Here is a 19,546-nt window from a genome sequence, read left to right as displayed (position 1 = left end):
GAAAGGGTGGATATTTATGAAATCCTTCCAATTCAAGAAGCTTGTCAGTAAAGTGCTTACTGTAAGCCTGACGCTAGCTTTGTTGAACGGGCCGATTGTGATGGGTCCGCAAACGGCAAGTGCTGCAACAAGTACCGTATTTGCGGAAGCGGATGCATATGTGGATGGAGGTAATACAACAACGAATTACAATGATCCTGCCTATAACTTACTGAGTATCAAAGAAGATTCGAACCTTACTGTGACAAGAAGAGTCTTTATGCGGTTTAACCTGAGTACGCTGCCAACTGCGAATGCAATAACGAAAGTGGAAGTCAAGGTGTTTGCGAAAGCACCTACAGCTGTTACATTAAACGTTTACGCGGTTGATGATATTGCATGGGATCAGACGACAATTAACTGGGCGAATAGGCCTTCGTTCGGAGCGAAAATCGGTTCCATTAGTTTGGGGACGACAGATGGCTATTATGCTGTTGATCTTACGAATTATATCAAGACGCAGCGGGCACTAGGCAAAGCATCTATTATGATTACCAATGCAACAAGTAGTCAAATTCAGATATACGACACAGAAAGAGAATATGATACCCAGAAACCTAAGCTGGAATACACCACAGACGATACACCGCCAGCTTATCAATCGTCCACGGTCAATGGAAATTTCAAAGACGTTCAACTGAACTTTAACGAAGCTCTAGTAGCGAATGCGGGAGTTACCGTAAAAAACAACGTATATTTGGCAACCGATGGGGTTACCTTCAACCCGCTTGGCACGAATGACACGGCCACGATTAGCGGGAGCGGTATCCAAGTGGGACTGCAACAAGCATTAAGCGGATCCCTGAATAAAATTAAAGTATTGGGCTCATCGCTCAAAGATGCCGCAGGCAATGTTCTTACTGTGCCTGTGATGACGGAAGCGCTAATCGGCATGCAAGATGCCAGTGCACCTGCTTTTGTGTCAGCGACAGTCGGCAGTAACGGAAAAAGTGTTGCTTTGACCTACGATAAGCCCATCTCCATGACGGGGACAACGGACCAGCTTAAATCGAGCATCACGCTATCTCAAGATGGCGGAACGACTTATGTGGCGCTGCAATCCGCAGATCAGGTTGTGATTAGCGGTAATGTCATCAACATCGCATTAAATCAAGCGCTTGCAGGCATCCAAAATAAAGTGAAAATCGTTTCTGGTGCTCTGAAATCGACTAGCAGCGCCACACCGACAGCGGTGGATACCGTCACTGCAAATCTAGGTGGTATCGAGAATGCGAGAACCATAACGGTGGCCGAAGATGCGAGAGTAGACAGTGGTGCTGCGAATGTCTCGGCAAACTTTGGGACAGAATCCACGATGATACTGAAAGAAGGCGGTTCTACCTTTAATCGCCGTATCTTTTTCAAATGGAATGTGTCCACGTTAGGCATCTACAATTCGGTGAAATTGCGTTTAAACTTTACTGATGCTGGAGCAACTGCCGAGCCTTTAAGTTTGTATGCCGCCACGGATACATGGACGGAATCTGGGCTTACCTATGCTAACCAACCTGCCTATGGGGCTGCTATCTCCACAACACAAGTAGGCGGAGGCAACGGTTGGTATGAATGGGACGTCACATCGTATGTGCAGCAGCAAAAACAAGCAGACGGCATCGCATCATTCGTGCTGTTGGGAACGAATTTGAGCACCAACCGGATCGTCAGCGGCAAAGAAAGTGGTGCCAACGCTCCTCAATTGGTTGTCAATTATGATAATGTGCCTCCTGCTTATATCGACAGTACGGTAAGTAATGAAAATAAAACGATTGACCTCTTGTTCAACGAGGGTCTTAGCAACGCGACAGCGAGTTCCGCTGCTTTGAAAGCAGTGATTAGCATCGCCCGAGATGGAAGCAACTTCGTTTCCCTAGACAGCAGCGATCAAGTCTCCCTTGCTGGAACGAAGCTGACGATTACACTGGCCAACCGACTAACTACAGCTGGCGCTAAAATTCGAGTGGCAGCGAACACGCTGCAAGACAGTGGGCAAAACGTCTTAGCCTCGACGGTGACGACGAATGCGCTGACGTATGATGTCACATCTCCTGTTTTGAATCCTATTCTTCAAACGGATGCGACTAGCAAGCAATTTACTTTGTCAGGGGATGAAGCTTTGCTGAGCAATATGGCGACGTCCGCTGCTTTGAAAAATGCGATTACATTCTCCACGGATGGTACGACATTCTTGCCTCTGGCAGGTGGAGACAGCGTGGAGATCACGGGAGGCAAGCTCAAAGTAACACGTACACAGTCATTAAGCGGCGCCTTCAATAAGCTGCGCGTTGCGGCAAATACGCTGAAAGATGGAGCTGGGAATGTGGTGACGCAAAGCTTCACATCCAATGTTGTCGTTGCAGATACGACAGCACCGACCATTTTGTCGGCATATCCATCTAATTTTAATAAGAAGCTTATCGTGGTATTCAGTGAGAATGCCTTCAATAACCTATCAGATGATACGCAGCTGAAGCAAGCGATCACGCTTTCGGGAGATGGAGGAACCAGCTACCACACGCTGGATACAGCGGATAAGGTGATTCTGAGCGGAAGCACTCTAACGTTGATACTGAATCAACCATTGACAGGAAACCAGAACAAAATTCGCATACAAGCGGGCACGTTGAAGGATGCCGTGGGTAATGTGGCTTCGGATGTCCTAACAACTTCATCTATCGAGGCGGCTGCTATCGTGTATCCGTATCTGCCCCCACGACAAATCGATTTGCAGAAGGCTATGGCGGATACCGTCAATATCGCGTTTGGCAATAAAGATGCGGCGGAAGGTTCAGCTGTGGAACTAAAGGCTACGAAGGGACTTAGTTTTATTGTCGAAGAAATTGTTTCCGGCGATCGCGATCCCATCTATCTAACTCGCTACGTGTCGACGGTGAAAAAGATGCTGTCTACACCAGCAAATATGCCTAACCTGCAAGGTGGACTGGATTCGCGACCGCAATCTTCAATGCTGTACAGTATCGCGCTCCTGTGGAACGATCAAGAGGTCATGAGTCAGTTTACAGAAGCAGAGAAATCAAAGCTCGTCACGTTCTTTAAAGCTGGTCTAATTAGTACGGCGTACACGTTAAACGATTATAATGAGTCCGGTAATCTACGTCCAGGGGATCGTCTAGCCATGAACGGAGATCCAAATAACTGGAATGGTACAGGAGTTAACTATTGGGAGCCGAATCTCACGATTTTCTTTACATCTTCATTCATTCTTGGGTTGGAAAATGTGAAAGAGTTGCTGCAAAATTATGACCACGCAGCCTTTATTTCGGAACTGAATTCACAAGGATTAACGAAGATTAAAGAATCGTTTGAGAAGACTACGAATTTCTCGGTGGCGGCTACAGAACAAGCTAAATTAATAGAAAAAGCAGATAAAGTACAGCGCACGATCAAGCCAAGCAACTGGTCTTTTAAAGGTGTAACCTTGGAACAATACCTTCAGAATCCGTTCAAGCTGCATGAAGCTTCTCAACGAAAATCTTGGACCCATACTGCCCAAGAAGGCGACTATATGGGGCAACTCGGCATGGGACATGAATTTGATGCCGTAGATACAAAGGGCTCAAGACAAAGCGCAAGCTATGTGGTGCTCGGGATTGACCCCAGCTTACAGAACACAAGAATAATGAATTACTTCGGCTTTATGCATGCACCAGGCAATGAAGCGGGAGCAGCCGATATTGTAAAGCTGCAGCGCGTAGGCGTATCGGATTACTTTGCAAAAGTAGTAAATGGATATTTCACCCAATCATCGTATGAGATTACAACTAGCTACATGCCGGAAAGCTTCTTTATTAACAGTATGATGTCAATGGGATATTTGAAGCCTGCTTTGTTCAATGACACGTTTAACTATGACGGATTGACAAGTAAACTGACGGACAATTGGCTTGTCCAGAGTGGCAGCTGGCAGGCGGTGAACGATAGCATCGTTCCTTACAATACAAAGGATCCTGTTTCCCATATGACAGGCGCCAAACCTATTGATGAGAATGAAAAGCTATTAAAGCAGGACAATGTGACAGGTAGCGCACTGATTTACAGCAAGAAAAGCTGGGATAATATCAGCTACTTCGCGTGGGTGAAGGATATGAGCAGCGGCGAGACGGGGTTGCTTGCGAGGGTACAGAATGAGAACAATTACTACCTCTTCTCGTACAGCAATGGCAAGCTTGCGATCAAGAAGAAAGTAGCAGGCAATTTGACTACACTTGCTGAGAAAAATGTTACTTTAACGGCTGGAGCGGCCCATCGCTTGCGCGCAGTTCTGAATGGCAGCAGTCTGGAGCTGCATGTGGACGGCGAACAGCAGTTGACGGCGACGGATTCAGCGTTTACTTCCGGCGCTGTAGGCCTCTATACGAATCAAGCTAGTGCGAAATTTGACGGCGTTCTCGTTCAAAATGCCAGCGTACATGCACCGGATTTCCAATCCATTGGCGTCGGCAACACCAAGCTGTCTCTGACATACTCAGAAGTACCAGGGGCGATTGGCTACAAAGTCAAATCAGGTACAACAACTGGCCAATACACGAATACATTTATCACGACAAGCACAATTCCTGTAATTACGGGGTTAACGAACGATACCATGTACTATTTCGTTGTTTCAGCTATCGATGCAATGGGAGAAAGTACGAATTCGCGAGAACTTTCGTTAATGCCCAAGGCACCGGATGCCATTACACCAACGATTACAGATATGATTTCGAATAACAACCAACTCGTCATCAATTTTACTATGGATCCCAAGAACACGTCGTATACGCTGCGTTATGGCACGAGCTCCGGCAGCTATACGAAAGTGATCGACAACATTACGGCTTCTGGCTATGCCGTGACGGTTCCCATTTCACAAGCGCCGTATTACTTTGTGATGGAAGGGCGTAATGCGAACGGGGCGAGCGGCCTGTCGAACGAGTGGAAAGCGATGGCGAACAACTCCACGTTGTTCACGGATGATTTTAATGATGGTGAATATGCCAGTGATTGGGTTCTCTCTACAGGCTCGCCGGTGATGGACAATGGCAAAATCAAGACAGGCAGCGGTAACCCAGAGCGCTTATGGCTGACGCAAGGCGCGGATTGGAGTGACTACACCGTTTCCGCAACGTTTACACTATTACCGGAGGATGTTACGAAAGAAGTTGGCTTGTTGGGCAGAGTCAATACAGCCGCCAACTACTATGTGGCCGATTATAAATACGACAAAACGGCCAATACCGAGAAGGTGATGCTGAGAAGAAAAGTGAATAATGCTTTTCTAGCTGATCTCGCTTTTGATTTCACGCTGAACAAACAGGTGACAGAACATACGATGAAAGCCATCTTCGATGGCAGTCATATCAAGCTGTATATCGATGATGTATTGGCTTATGATGTGACAGATACGTCATTAAGCAAAGGAACGGTGGGTATTTTCTCTGTACTGACGCCTGTGTATTTTGATGATGTGAAAGTCGAGCAGCTGAATGGTTTAAGCCGGCCTGTGATGACAAGCGTAGCGACAACGAACGCTAAGACTACGGCTGTGTTCAGGAAAGTTGAAGGCGCGCAAGGGTATAACGTCAAATACGGGACGCAGTCGCATTCGTATACGAATCAAGTGAGCGTCACTGAAAATGCCTACGCGGGAACCGAAATTCCTAATCTTGTAGCAGGCACGACTTATTACTTTACGGTCAGTGCAACGAACCGTACATTGGAAAGCCCGAATGCGGAGGAGTATCGCTTTACGGTACCTGTTGGAGGGGGGGATCCTGATCCTACAAATTCGAATTCAGGAAGTGCGGGTACAAGCCCATCAACGCCATCAGTAAACGACGGGCAGGTAGCTATCACACCCATTTTGGTGAGCGGAACGGCTCAAGCTAGTCTGGATGCGGCGACAATGAGTCAAGCTTTTCAAGGCGCGTCTGCGGATCAACAAGGTCATAAAGTGGTAAGTGTGATTTTGAAGGAAATGCCTGGTGCGAAAGTATACAAGGTGGACCTTCCAACATCAGGCTTCATGGATGGAAAGTCAGGGAAGGGGAAATCCGAGAAAGTCATTCGTGTGCAAACGCCGATTGGCACCGTAACCATTCCGGACAATATGTTCAAAACGAATGACCTCAAAGAGGCTTCTAATGTCGGTATATCCATAGGCTGGGCGGATACAACGTTGTTAGATGCTGACGTGAAACGGAAAATTGGTGATAAGCCGGTCATTGAATTACATGCGTTATTGGATGGGAACGTTGTTGCCTGGCGGAATAACAATGCATCCGTAACTGTTAGTATCCCCTATACACCAACAGCACATGAATTGAAAAATCCAGAGCATATTGCCATCTGGTACCTAGACGGAACGGGACAAATTAATAAAATGCCGGCGAGGTTTGACGCAGCGACAGGTAAACTGACGTTTACGACGACGCATTTTAGCCGATATGCTGTGGGGTATGACGTGAAGACGTTCACGGATTTGGGCCAAGTAGATTGGGCAAAGAAAGCAATTGAAGTGTTAACGTCCCAGGGTATTGTGAATGGAACGACAGATACGACTTTTAACCCAAGCACGCTTATTACCAGAGCCGAATTTCTTCAGCTTTTAGTCGGTGCGCTGGGGATTTCAACAGAGATTGAAACGAATTTTGCGGATGTTCAAAAGTCGGATTACTACTACGAAGCAGCAGGGATTGCTTTGAAATTAGGCATTAGCGACGGTGTAGGAAATAACCGTTTGGATCCATCGGCAGCCATTTCCAGACAAGATATGATGGTGATGGTGGAACGTGCGATGCGAATTGCAGGTAAGAAGTTGAGCAGTAAATCCGTTGTTAATTGGGTTTCTTTCAAGGATGCAGCCCAAGTGGCTGGCTATGCCAGAGAAAGCTTACAAACGTTAATTGGCAGCGGGTTGGTTGAGGGTTCCAACAACATGCTTAACCCGATAGGTCAAACCACACGAGCTGAAGCAGCTGTGCTGATGTATCGCGTATATAACAACTAATGATTTTATCCAGGGGGATAGCTGTTATCCCCCTGATTCTTCACTTGATATGAATGCGTTTACATGATTTGGCGACATGTAAGAAGGGAGGTGAGGCGGGAATTTGAACTACTTCAACCAAGATAGCTCGCGGATTTCGTCAGGCGCATAGTTTGATCCCCATGAGTTGGCACAAAAAATGAAAATTTATGTATGAGGAGGCTATCATGTATGAGAAAAAACAGAAAATGGACTTTGGGATTGATCAGCGTAGTAGGTTCTTTGACCGTCTTCGCTGCTTCGGCATCAGCCAGTGTCATTGCGACAATCGACCTTGAAGGCGCATCGGTTAACGCAATAAGCTGGGACTTAACGGACAGCGGGGTAACGTTTGATGAGAAAGGGATAGATCGCAACAATATGGTGACGCCTTATTTATCGACTTGGACGCCCTCGGGCACAGGCTCAAGTCTGAAATTGCAGGCGACTCCTTATACAACAGGAGAAAAGCAAAGAAATGAATTTTACACGGCGAGAGACCAACCCTTTGGGGAATGGCGATATAACGGGTTTCAGATCGGGCTCCCGTCAGACACTGTGCTGCCGACCAATTGGGTCGTTCTCGATCAGTTTCATCAAGACAGCTATTATGTGTCTCCGCAAGGCTCATTTGAGTTAGCCAATGTCAATGGCAAGCTCACTTACCTTTTCAAAATTCGCAATAAGGATTACTACAACATCGACGGTGTTAACGGACCAAGCGGCAATGCGCTGACGCTTTGGTCACAGGAGGTAACGACGAATCAATTCAACGGAATTGTCATTGGCTTCAAACCTGACGCTGGAGGCAATGGCGGAGTGAAAATTTGGTATAACGGCACACTAGTCGTCAACTGGACGGGGTATCTGGGCTTTCCGACAGGATTTCAAGGCAAAAATTTTATTAATCAGTACTATAACTCCTTCGGTATTTATCGCGGTGCCCAGAACAATACGCTGAAAGTCTATTACGATAATTACAAATGGGGAACGACGTATAATGATGTAGCTCCATAATGGTGAGCATCTACAAGCCCAGCAGCCTCTTCCGATATTGCATGGGGGAAATCCCCTTTAGGGTTCGGAAATGCTTGATAAAATAACTGGTATGATTAAACCCGGTTTCTGTGGCAATTTGTGTAATCGGTTTAGAGGGGTCGAGCAGCAATTGCTCGGCCTTTCTTATTCTCAGAAACGTGATGTATTTGACTAGCGGCATGTGCATGAATTGTTTAAAAACGGTGGCAAACCGGCTGTAGCTCATCATCGCCACTCGCGCAACGTCAACAGCATTCAACTCCTCGTGGGAATGCTCATCGATGTAGGTTAGCACATGGACGAAAGCTTGTAAGCGTTCAGCGCCTTGAGTCGCAGCGTTCGGCGTAGTGTGAGTAAGCAGGGAGCTGTGACGGAGCAAAAATAGCATAAGCTGGTGGATGCCTGATGTAACAGTAAGCTCAAAGCCGATCTCTCTGGTTGTAAATTCGGTATGCATAGTGGTAATCATAGCTTCTAATCGTTGATTCTGTTCATTAGAAAGCTGGAGTAAATTCCAAGTAAACGTCCGATTGATGGAATAAGGCAGTCGATACTTTAAGTCGAAGGCTAGCTGGGGCATTGGCGATATAAGTTCAGGGTCAAACCCAATGACGTAATGAAGCGATGAGAGATGCGGTTCAATGTGCACAGCATGAACTTCGCAAGGGGGAATGAGTACAAGATCGCCAGCTTGGACGTTAAATGTTGAACTGCCTGTCGTCACAGTGCCTCTTCCTTCGGCCCAGTATACGAGTTCCATATGATAGTGCCAATGGTGTCCGATGCAGTATCCTTCTGTAGTAGTTTTAAGCGATCCTATATAGAATGGACGTTCAATGTTACCACTGTGCGACTGATCTTTGTTCGCTTCCCAGTAAGGCGTGATGTTCGTCATGTATGTACCTAGGCTCCTTTCAGCAAACACAGCGATAGTAGAATTGTTATATTTTTTGATATCTTCATTATAGTTTACTTCACCTATCTTTAGTAGGCTAGAAACATATAAAGAATGTTATGTGTTAGTGTGTGGAAGGGGATAATTGGACGATGAATGCAATGTTTAATGTAGAAAGTTCATTCTTTCTTGGCGTTAATTACTGGGCTTCGCATGCGGGGACGGCGATGTGGTCGGACTGGCGTCCGGAGCAAGTTGATACAGATTTAAAAAATCTGGCGGCTGCAGGTGTTGAAATCCTGCGTGTATTTCCGCTCTGGCCCGATTTTCAGCCCATTCATACCCTGTATACGGGACGTGGAAAACGGCACGGGCATCGATTTGGGGAAGAAAGACTGCCAGACACTGCAGCAGGACAAGCCGGAGTTTCCGAAATAATGATGGAAAGATTCAAAGCCTTTACAGCCATTGCCGAGCGACACGGTTTAAAGTTGATTGTTGGACTGCTTACAGGTTGGATGAGTGGAAGGCTGTTTGTGCCACCCGCACTGCAGGGCAAGCCCATCTTGACTGACCCTGATGCGATTCGTTGGCAAGTTCGATTTGTACGGTATTTTATATCGGAGATGAAGCATGAACCTGCGATTGTAGCATGGGATTTGGGCAATGAATGCAATGAGATGGGCGAAGTTGCGAGCCAGGAAGAAGCCTGGCTGTGGACTTCTTCGATCGCGAACGCGATAAAAGCTGCTGATAGCTCCCGGCCGCTCGTTTCGGGCATGCATAGCCTGCTTCCAGCAGGGAAGTGGACGATGCAGGATCAGGGAGAGCTTACGGATATCTTGACCACACATCCGTATCCTTTCTGGACGCCATACATGGATTTTGATCCACTGGATACGATTAGACCTACCATCCATGCGACGGCGGAAAGTTTGTTTTATGGTCACATCGGGGGCAAACCAAGCTTTGCAGAAGAAATGGGAACGATGGGTCCTATGGTGTGCAGTGAGGAAACGGCGGCTGCTTTTGCACGGACCAGCATGCTGTCCCAATGGGCCCATGGGTTGGATGGCTTGCTGTGGTGGTGTGCCAACGACCAGACGAAGCTACAGCATGCGCCCTATGACTGGGTTGCCTGCGAGGGCGAGCTTGGCTTGTTGACGGAAGCGGGGCGCGTAAAACCAGCTTTGCAGGAGATGGGTAAGCTGAAGCAAGCTATTGAAGCACTGCCGATACCGAAACTGCCTCCTCGGTTAACAGAGGCTGTCTGCATTGTGAATACATCGCAAGATCACTGGGCTGCGGCGTTAGGTTCCTTTATGCTGGCGAAGCAGGCGGGGTTTGATCTGGAGTACCAGTTCGAGGATCAACCTTTAAAGCAAGCCGATATCTACCTGTTGCCCAGCTTGAGCGGCGTGCAAGGTATTCCCAAGCAGCGCTGGGAAGAGTTGTTGCGCAGAGTAGCCGATGGTGCAACCTTGTACCTGTCAACAGATGACGGCTATACACTTAATTTTGCCGAACTGACAGGATTGACTGTGGTGAACCGCCAGCGTCGTGCTCAACCTGTGGAGCTGACATTGGCAGCAGATAGCGGCAAGGTGCAGATGTCCATTCCGGCATCATTCTGTCTCACCTTCCGAAATGATCGGGCAGAAGTGCTGGCTGAGGAGTCGGATGGCAACCCTGTATTGACGAAGGCCACCTATGGAAAGGGGACAGTCTATTTCCTATCCGTGCCAGTTGAACTGGCGATGGTACAAGGCAAGGCGACGAGCTTCCGCCCGGAGGAGAATCCATTTTGGAAGCTGTATGCGAAGATATCAGCCGAAGTTAGAAGCGCAAGCCGCGTTATAAGCGCAGATACGCCGAATTGGGGAGTTACCGAGCATCCGATTGATGAGCGGACAAGGGTTGCTGTGATCATCAACTACTCGCCTGTTGTAAGCAAAGAGCCGGTTAACTTGGCTGAAGGGTGGAAAGTGGCCGCGTGCTGGTATGGTCAATATCCATCTATTTCTGGGCACATTGCACAGTGCAGTCTGCCGGCGAATGACGGTATAATTATTTTGCTTAAAAGAGAAACATAAATAAACAGGGGGCGCTTATGGCGTCCCTTTTGCTTTGTATTTTTCCCGATTGCATTCAAGGAATGCTAAAGAGCCATAATATTGGAGATGATAAGGACAAAAACGGGTTAGGAGGCATCTCACTGCTAAAAATGAGAAAAGTATGGTTGTTTACGCTAGTTCTAACAATTAGCACTTTGGTTACTTCTAAGTATGCAGAAGCTGAGCCAATGCAAGTAGTTGATCATTTTATCAGCCACTTAATAAAGAATGATCTTGAATCAGCTAAGCCGGATTTGTTTACTGAATCGGTAAAGATACCTGAATTAGTAAACACAACATCAATTGGTGAATTCAAGGTACTTCCAACACCGCAAAGAAAAGATACTCAAATCGTGGTAGCCTTTTATAAAGATGAACCTGGCGGAGAACGAATCGCATTTATATGGGAAGTCATCGTTAAAGATGACAAAATCTCCTACATACAAGTCATTCACGATGGGGCTAAGCCGTTATTGGAAGAAGCTAAAGTGGTCAAGGAATATCAAATGAAAGTTAACAGACATGTGTTAGTGCCCACTGAATTCCCAGCTGAGATTACTGGATTTCATGGTTATCTAATTGAAAAAAATGAAGAGCAGCCGGAGATTCTACATTTAGGATATCGTATGGAGTCCCTACACAGCTATCTACATATTTCCGTATTTCCCGTAACTCGGAACTTAGAGCAGTATCAATGGAAAGATACGGAGATTCTTACATTAAAAGATGGAACAACAGTGCTATATAGACCAAATTTTGATTTGGCCTATGAATTAAGATTTCAGAAACATGGCATGCAGTATACACTTGCAGTCGGTAAGAAGAACTTTATTGGCAAGTTTACGGTAGACGATTTGATGAAAATCGCAGAATCGATGGAATAAGTGTTAATCACGTAGTCGAACTCAACTAAAGTTTGCAAAGATTTAAAAGATCACCTATAATACTGAATGAATGTTCAGTATTGATTCGATTCTCATTTTACAGATCGGCTAGCTAGAAAGTGGTGAAGCATGTGTGAATAAAAAGCAACAACAAACCGAGCAAACGAAGAAGAAAATCGCTGATGCGGCTAGAGGTTTATTTGCTCAAAAAGGGTACAAAGCAACCGCGATTGAAGATATTGTAAAAGCAGTCGGGTGCAGTGCAGGTAACATTTATTATCATTTTAAGAACAAGGAAGGGCTATTCTTATATTTACTTGAGGATTGGAACAGGGAATGGGACCGTAATTGGTTGGTCAAGGAAAAACTGTACACGACGACTACCGATAAATTATATGGCATGGTTGAATATTTGGCGCTTGATCAACTAAATCATCCGTTGACAAGGGCTGCTGATGAATTTTTCAATAATGCGGAGAAAGCCCCCGATGTGGAGGAGCGAATAAATCTCATGGTTAAAGGGTACATTGACTTTAATCGGCAGTTGCTTCAGAAGGGGATCGACAACAATGAATTTGAAATTACGAATGTGTCAGGTCTCGCGATTATCTTGGACAGTCTGTTGCTTGGGCTCAGTCAACATAGCCGAAGGATGGAACGAGAGGAAGCGCTAGCGGCATATCGGTTGGCTATGGATGTGTTTCTGCTGGGCATTGCCAGGCGGAGCCACTAGCCTTTTTTTTGCCATAATACTGAATATATATTCAGTATTATTCGATAATAGGAGGATTTACAAATGACATTATTAACAAGACATCAGGGAGCATTGTTGGTGCTCATGTTTAATCTTTTTTTAGTCTTTTCAGGAATAGGACTTGTTATCCCTATTATGCCTAAATTCATGGATAGTCTAGGAATTACAGGAGGTATTATCGGCTTATTGATTGCCTCTTTCTCACTCACGCAACTTCTATGCTCACCGCTGGCCGGCCGTCTAGCCGATTCCTTCGGCAGGAAAAAAATGATTGTCATCGGCATGCTTGTGTTTGCTGTCTCAGAGGGCTTGTTTGGATTAGCCAGTTCGCCTCTATTGCTCTTTGTATCGAGAATGCTAGGCGGCATCAGTGCAGCCATGATAATGCCGGCCGTAATGGCTTACGCAGCAGATATTACGACACCGAAAGAACGTGCGGCAGGGATGGGGTATATCACAGCATCCATTACAACAGGCTTTATTATTGGACCTGGTATAGGTGGCTATATTGCTGAATTTGGGATTCGTGTACCCTTTTACGCTGCAGGTGCTGCGGGGCTTTTCGCGGCATGTATCACACTGTTTATCCTTCGGGAGTCGCGTCCGACAAAAGAGGAGGACATATCAGATACGCCATCTAGCACAGTTGATCGAAGAGGTCTGTTCTCTCAATTGAGATATGCCTACAGAGAGCCCTATTTCTTTAGCTTAATCATCGTATTTGTTATGTCATTCGGACTTTCTAATTATGAAACGATTTATGGACTGTTTGTGGATCGAAAATTTGGTTTTCAGCCTAAGGATATTGCTTTTATTATTACGTTCGGGTCTATAGCTGGCGCTGTAGTTCAAGTTACGGCATTCAGCTGGATATTGAAACGGGTTGGGGAACAACGCGTCATCACGCTTTGTCTTTTCTTTGCAGGTTTGTTTATTCTACTGACGCTATTTGTTCACCAATTTTGGATGATTTTTGCTGTTACTTTTATTGTATTTTTGGCGATCGATATCTTACGGCCGGCCATTAGTACCCAATTATCGATGGTGGCTAAGGATCAACAAGGCTATGTTGCCGGCTTGAACTCTGCCTTTACCAGTCTTGGTAATATAGCGGGACCTATTGTAGCTGGATTTCTATTAGATTTGGATGTCAATTATCCGTATACGTTGGCCTTCTTAGTCTTGTTTGTTTGTAGTGGCTTATCGATCACGCTTAAAAAGCGCAGCTTGCGGGTTACCAATTGATTTTGAAACAGTAGTGGTTTGATGAGACGAGTACTCATTTTCAAAAGTCATTCCTAATATTCGAAATTTACTTTTCACTATGCCTATTTTATGATCAAAATCATCTCAGATAGGAATGGAGAGAAGGCAAAGTGACACTTTCTGTACAAAATGAAGTAAAGTCTTCCAAACAGCTGTTGGAGACATTTAATAGTCAGCCTTACAATGCGGAAAAGCTTGTATTTACAAACGTTGGCCATAGGGATGTCTATAATATTGCGGCACCTTTTTTAGACGATGGCGAGATGGTACTTGCGGGTCGTGTGGAGGCTCGTGATTCAGAGCGTTCAGAGGTTATGTTTTTCGTTAATCGCGGTGGTACATGGATACCGAGGGAAGGATGCGCATCCTTTACGTTACAGGATCCTTTTTTCACGTTCATCTCCGGGGAGTTAGTTTTCGGTGGTGTTGAGGTTGTCTTTGATACGGAGAATCCAAAGAAGGTCTTAACATGGCGTACCTTGTTCTATAGAGGGGCAGATATACAATCGTTAACTTATTTTGCCTGCGGCCCAGACCATATGAAAGACATCCGTCTTGTTGAACTTGCAAGCGGCAAAATTGGTGTATTTACGCGTCCACTAGGTGTGGGTGATGCAAGGGGCTTAATTGGATATACAGAGATTGAACGGCTGGAGCAGCTGAATGAATCCGTCATCGATGCAGCAACGTTATTTACCGACCAGTTTCGAAAGGATGAATGGGGAGGCGTCAATGAAGCGCATTTACTTAAGAACGGTCTTGTCGGTGTTCTTGGTCATATCGCTTACATGGAGGAAGGCGACATTCGCCATTATCATGCCATGACGTTTGCTATCGATCCGACAACGTTAGAACGAAGTCCAATTAAGATCATCGCAACACGCAATCAATTTCCTCAAGGGCCTGCCAAGCGGAATGATCTCATGGATGTGATTTTCAGCGGAGGACTTCATCGCTTGAGGGATGGTAAGGCGATGCTGTATGCAGGGGTTAGTGACACCGAGGCTCACAAACTGCTTATGGATGACCCTTTTGAGGAATATGAAAATAGGTAAGAACATGGCTCCTCCTTCTAATTAGGAGGGGCTTTTTGCTGATTTTTAAAATAGATTCCTCTTTTTCAAAGATGCTTCAGGAAGGTGAATGAGTTATGATGGACGCAGGGGTGACAGCATCATGGGATTTTTTAAGCGTATTCAACATTATCGAGTCTACCGAAGGCTAATTTTATCTTACTTATTCTTAATCATGGTGACAATTACGTTATTGTGTACCATTTTATATTCGATGTTTTCGGCTAGAGCAGTTAAAGAAATTGATCTTTCTTCTCGGGAAATGCTTTCGCAAGTCAGTTATACAGCGAATGTCGTATTCGAACAAGTTCAGAACATAACCAATCAGCTCGTGAGCGATAATCAGATTAATACGTTCATGTATGCGAATGTGGATGATAAAATTGCGGATTACAACGCTAATCTTCTTTTAACGAAAATGCAAAGCGTGTATCCTTTCTTAGCCAATATCAGCATTTATAACTTCACGAATAAGGCGTATGTAGATGTTATTTCGCTGCCTCCAGACCCGCAAATGGGGGAAAGAACACAAACCGGTTATCTTGGTTTTTATCCTCGTAAGGTCGTGGATGGAAACGGATCTTCACTTCAATTATTAACATTCAAAATGATTCCAGAGCCTGTTTTTTCGGGGCCAAATAAGTCCGCTATCGTGCTTGATTTAAAAGAGACGTATATTCAAAATACGATGAGCAGTATTAGCCGTTCGTCCCGTGATACGAGTACCTTTGTGATAGATTCAAAAGGTACTGTGATTTCTCATTCGGATTCTGAACAATTTATGAAGAACTTCTCGGAAAGCCATTATGTGCAACGGATTTTAGCTGATGAGGGAAGTCAGGGGAGCTTTGTTCAATCCCTTGATCAAGATAAATTCCTCATTACCTATGTGAAATCAGCAACACTTGATTGGGTGTTTGTTAGTGTTCGTCCTTATGATCAATTGCTTTCTAACATTTATGAGCTACGTAATTGGATGCTTCTAATCGCTTTGTTTCTTTTCATTATGGGCGCATGCATTTCATTAATTGTAACGGGTAACCTGTATAATCCGATTAAAGCACTCGTAGACAAAGTAACAGAGAGTGAAAATTCGGATCATAAATCTCTTCTCCGTCTGGATGAGTACAAGTTGTTATCGGAGGCCTTCTCCCATTCTATGCAGGTGACCAAGACGATGGAGATGACGCTTTCTCGTTCCTCTGACTTGCTGAAGAATGGATATATCGCCAATATGCTGAAAGGACGCCCGCAGTCGTCTGGCTATACAGAGGACATTGAACAGCAGCTGCTTTCTCGCATGGAAGGTCCCTATTATGTCGTTATTCAATTTCAAATCGATCAATATCATCAGTTTAAGAACACATTCAGTATCCTTGATAGGGAGCTTATTCGCTTTGCCATAAGTAATATTGCACAGGAACTGCTCGGCAGGATATATCGTAATGATGAGGTTATTATTGAAGAAAATGAAATCACTTTGATTATTCAATGGGAGCAAAAAGAACCGGATGAACAGTTGTATTTTATCCTGAATGAAATCCAGGCGGCTGTTAAGGGTTATTACAAGACATCTGTATCGGTAAGTATAGGCGATGTTGTTTCGGTTATCGGAGATATTGATAGTTCTTATCGATCGGCTCAAAGGTACATGGGCATGAAGCTGTTTTGGGGGCATGGCAGTTTCCTGAATGCGACGAAACTATTGGTTCCTGATGAACATACACGTTATCCAGCAGCTATAGAGCGTAAAATTATCGATGCCATTAAACTCTGTCAGCCCAAAGCGATTCAAAAAGAATTGGCGGAGTGGATTACGCTATTATCCCGCTGTGGTTCGCCTTCACTAACGTTACAATATGTGAGCTTCTTACATCTGGCGATCACACGAGAATTTGAGAGCATTCTGGAATGGTGGGACGCAGACCCCGAGGAACTATATTTGGCTATGAATGAGCTTCCGTATGCGGAAACACTGGATGAAATTCAAAACATGATGAAGCAATTTTGCTTGCGAATTGTGGATATGATTGAAGAGAATAAAACAAACATGGCAGCTCTCAAGAACTCAAAGGTCATTGAAGAGGTTAAGCTCTATTTACAACAGCATTACCATAACCCAAGTCTCTCCTTGGAGAGCGTTTCCGATCAAGTAGGACTAACTTCAGGATATATAGGTAAAATGTTCAAAAGTATGGTGGGTACATCTTTCAATGATTATGTAACTCATATTCGCATGGAGCAAGCCAAAACTCGCTTGGCAGGAACGAACGATACCGTTGCTCAGATTGGCGAACAAGTCGGAATTTTTAATGTGTCGTATTTTTCAACCCTATTTAAGAAGAAATACGGGATAACCCCTACACGCTATCGAGAGCAAAACGAACAACAAACGTAAAAATTAGGACGATTGGTGCCTTAAATGGCATGCAATCGTCTTTTTTGATAGCATCGCTTATTTTTAATAGACCGAAACACCAATTATTGAAAGCAATACGAATACTCGAAATTTACAGTATCCCGGTAATCTCCTATGATTAGGGCAACCCGAAAGCGAGAGGTGCTACCGATGCAGACAAGAACATTTTTAACCAAAGAGAACGTTCCAAAAATTAAGAAAAAAGCGGGGATATGGCAAGAGCTTTTCAAAAACCGTTTTTCATATTTGCTCATTGTCCCTGCGCTCTTATATGTCTTTATATTCTCCTATGCCACCTACCCTTATCTGTTGATCGCCTTTCAACATTTTAATTACCAGAAGGGCGTATTCGGCAGTGAGTGGATCGGTTTCCAAAATTTTGAGTTTTTCTTTAAGACAAACGATGCGCTGCTCATCACCATCAATACGGTGAAGTTAAATGTGATGTTTCTAATCGCAGGCACAACTAGCGCCGTATTCATTACGATTTTATTTAACGAAATCAGAAGCCGGTTGTTTCAACGATTTGCCCAGACCACGATGATCTTCCCTAATTTTCTTTCATGGATCATTGTGAGCTACATGATGTATGGTCTCTTTTCCACTGATTTTGGGATGATCAATCAGATGCTGACTTTCTTCGGAATGGCCACTGTGAATTGGTACACCAAAGCGGAGGCGTGGCCTTGGATTCTCGTCATGATGAAGATCTGGAAAGAAGCGGGAATGGGCTCGATTATTTACTTGGCAGCGATAACGGGCATCGATCACTCACTTTATGAATCTGCCGAAATCGATGGGGCTACAAGGTGGGACAAAATTTGGCGTATTACGATGCCTCTCTTGGCACCGACAATTGCTATCCTGACGTTACTTAACTTAGGCAAAATCTTCTACGGGGATTTCGGCATGATCTACGCCATCATTGGTGATAATGGTGTGTTATACCCTACAACGGATGTTATTGATACGTATGTGTTCAGGTCGCTTCGTCAAATTGGAGATCCCTCCAATGCAGCGGCTGTAGGTTTATTCCAATCAACGGTAGGTTTACTGCTTGTTTTCATCGCGAATTGGTTTACACGCAGATTTTTCAAGGAAGGGGCGCTTTATTAAGATGCAGACACTGAGACGATTCGACACAGCGGGTATGATGATTTATATCGTTCTTACCATATATGCCCTCCTATGTATTCTGCCTATGTATCTAACCGTGATGGTTTCCATATCAGATGAAAGCAGTATTATACGGCATGGGTATCAGCTCATTCCAGAGCAATTTTCATTAGAAGCTTATCGCACGTTATTCAACAATAAGGCGGTTTTACTCAAAAGCTATCTGGTGACGATAACAGTCACGGTAGTCGGTAGTCTGGTCGCTGTGATTATTACGGCAATGGCAGCCTATACGCTCTCCAATCCGAATGTGAAGTACCGTGCAGGACTTAATTTATACTTTTTTATTACGTTGTTATTTAATGGTGGTTTGGTTCCATGGTATATCATGTGCAAAAAGTTAGGTCTGGTCGACAATCTGTTCGCTCTTATTGTACCCATGCTGCTTTTCAATGCCTTTAATATGTTTTTGGTACGCAATTTTATGGAGGCCTTACCCAATGCACTCAGGGAATCAGCCTATATGGATGGCGCCAATGATGTGCGAATCGCTTTTCAAATCTACCTGCCCTTATGTGTTCCTGTGTTAGCGACTATTCTTCTTTTCTATGCGTTAGCTTATTGGAATGATTGGTTCAATGCCATCATGTTAGTCGATGATAAAGGCTTATATCCACTCCAGTATGTGTTATTTAAAATACGATCCAATATAGAAATGCTTAGCATGATTCCTGCAGGTGCAAGCAGCCAATATACCGCTCCAGCGGAATCAACCAAAATGGCAACCGTCATAATAACACTAGGACCGATCGTGTTTTTATATCCTTTTCTTCAGCGATATTTTGTTAAAGGTCTTGTTGTAGGTTCCGTTAAAGGTTGATATTTTCCTCAAAAGAGGTTTATATAAGATTACATCAAAAGGAG

General features: G+C 44.7%; 11 protein-coding genes. 10 read left to right on the top strand and 1 reads right to left on the bottom strand.

The genetic code is table 11. The annotated features are described in order from the left end of the window. Nucleotides 1–16 precede the first annotated feature (16 nt). Both AC58QM_RS07570 and AC58QM_RS07565 read left to right on the top strand, forming a co-directional pair. The gene (locus AC58QM_RS07570) at nt 17–7,045 is read left to right on the top strand and encodes a CBM96 family carbohydrate-binding protein (protein WP_497282679.1); all 7,029 of its coding nucleotides are present in this window, start codon (nt 17–19) and stop codon (nt 7,043–7,045) included. A 210-nt stretch (nt 7,046–7,255) separates the two neighbouring features. Further along, nucleotides 7,256–8,080, top strand: coding sequence for a heparin lyase I family protein (locus AC58QM_RS07565; protein WP_497282678.1), 825 nt, complete (start codon nt 7,256–7,258; stop codon nt 8,078–8,080). Nucleotides 8,081–8,090: 10 nt separating this feature from the next. Here AC58QM_RS07565 and AC58QM_RS07560 read toward each other — a convergent pair whose 3' ends face one another. Next, nucleotides 8,091–8,996 carry an AraC family transcriptional regulator gene (locus AC58QM_RS07560; RefSeq protein WP_497282676.1) on the bottom strand — a complete coding sequence of 302 codons (906 nt, stop codon included), beginning with the start codon at nt 8,994–8,996 and terminating at the stop codon, nt 8,091–8,093. 152 nt (nt 8,997–9,148) lie between these two features. Here AC58QM_RS07560 and AC58QM_RS07555 point away from each other — a divergent pair, with 152 nt between their 5' ends. From AC58QM_RS07555 to AC58QM_RS07520, 8 genes are all read left to right on the top strand, one after another. Next, complete coding sequence (locus AC58QM_RS07555; RefSeq protein WP_497282674.1) at nt 9,149–11,089, top strand: glycoside hydrolase 5 family protein; 1,941 nt, start codon at nt 9,149–9,151, stop codon at nt 11,087–11,089. 17 nt (nt 11,090–11,106) lie between these two features. Next, nucleotides 11,107–11,994 carry a hypothetical protein gene (locus AC58QM_RS07550; RefSeq protein WP_497282673.1) on the top strand — a complete coding sequence of 296 codons (888 nt, stop codon included), beginning with the start codon at nt 11,107–11,109 and terminating at the stop codon, nt 11,992–11,994. A 133-nt stretch (nt 11,995–12,127) separates the two neighbouring features. Continuing rightward, on the top strand, nt 12,128–12,727 hold the full coding sequence (locus AC58QM_RS07545) for a TetR/AcrR family transcriptional regulator (RefSeq protein ID WP_497282671.1): 600 nt from the start codon (nt 12,128–12,130) through the stop codon (nt 12,725–12,727). Nucleotides 12,728–12,790: 63 nt separating this feature from the next. Next, a complete protein-coding gene (locus AC58QM_RS07540) occupies nt 12,791–13,993 on the top strand; it encodes an MFS transporter (RefSeq protein WP_497282670.1) in 1,203 nt (400 codons plus the stop codon). Nucleotides 13,994–14,124: 131 nt separating this feature from the next. After that, complete coding sequence (locus tag AC58QM_RS07535; protein WP_497282668.1) at nt 14,125–15,069, top strand: DUF1861 family protein; 945 nt, start codon at nt 14,125–14,127, stop codon at nt 15,067–15,069. Nucleotides 15,070–15,190: 121 nt separating this feature from the next. Beyond that, a complete protein-coding gene (locus AC58QM_RS07530; protein ID WP_497282667.1) occupies nt 15,191–17,485 on the top strand; it encodes a helix-turn-helix domain-containing protein in 2,295 nt (764 codons plus the stop codon). Between the two features lie 171 nt (nt 17,486–17,656). Further along, the gene (locus tag AC58QM_RS07525) at nt 17,657–18,622 is read left to right on the top strand and encodes an ABC transporter permease (RefSeq protein WP_497282666.1); all 966 of its coding nucleotides are present in this window, start codon (nt 17,657–17,659) and stop codon (nt 18,620–18,622) included. Between the two features lies 1 nt (nt 18,623). Further along, entirely contained in the window at nt 18,624–19,502 is an 879-nt protein-coding gene (locus AC58QM_RS07520; protein WP_497282664.1) for a carbohydrate ABC transporter permease, read from the top strand. Nucleotides 19,503–19,546: the final 44 nt, after the last annotated feature.

Source organism: Paenibacillus sp. J22P165 (genome assembly GCF_059692015.1).
Note: the sequence above shows the minus strand (reverse complement) of the source record. Positions and strands in the feature narration are given on the sequence as shown.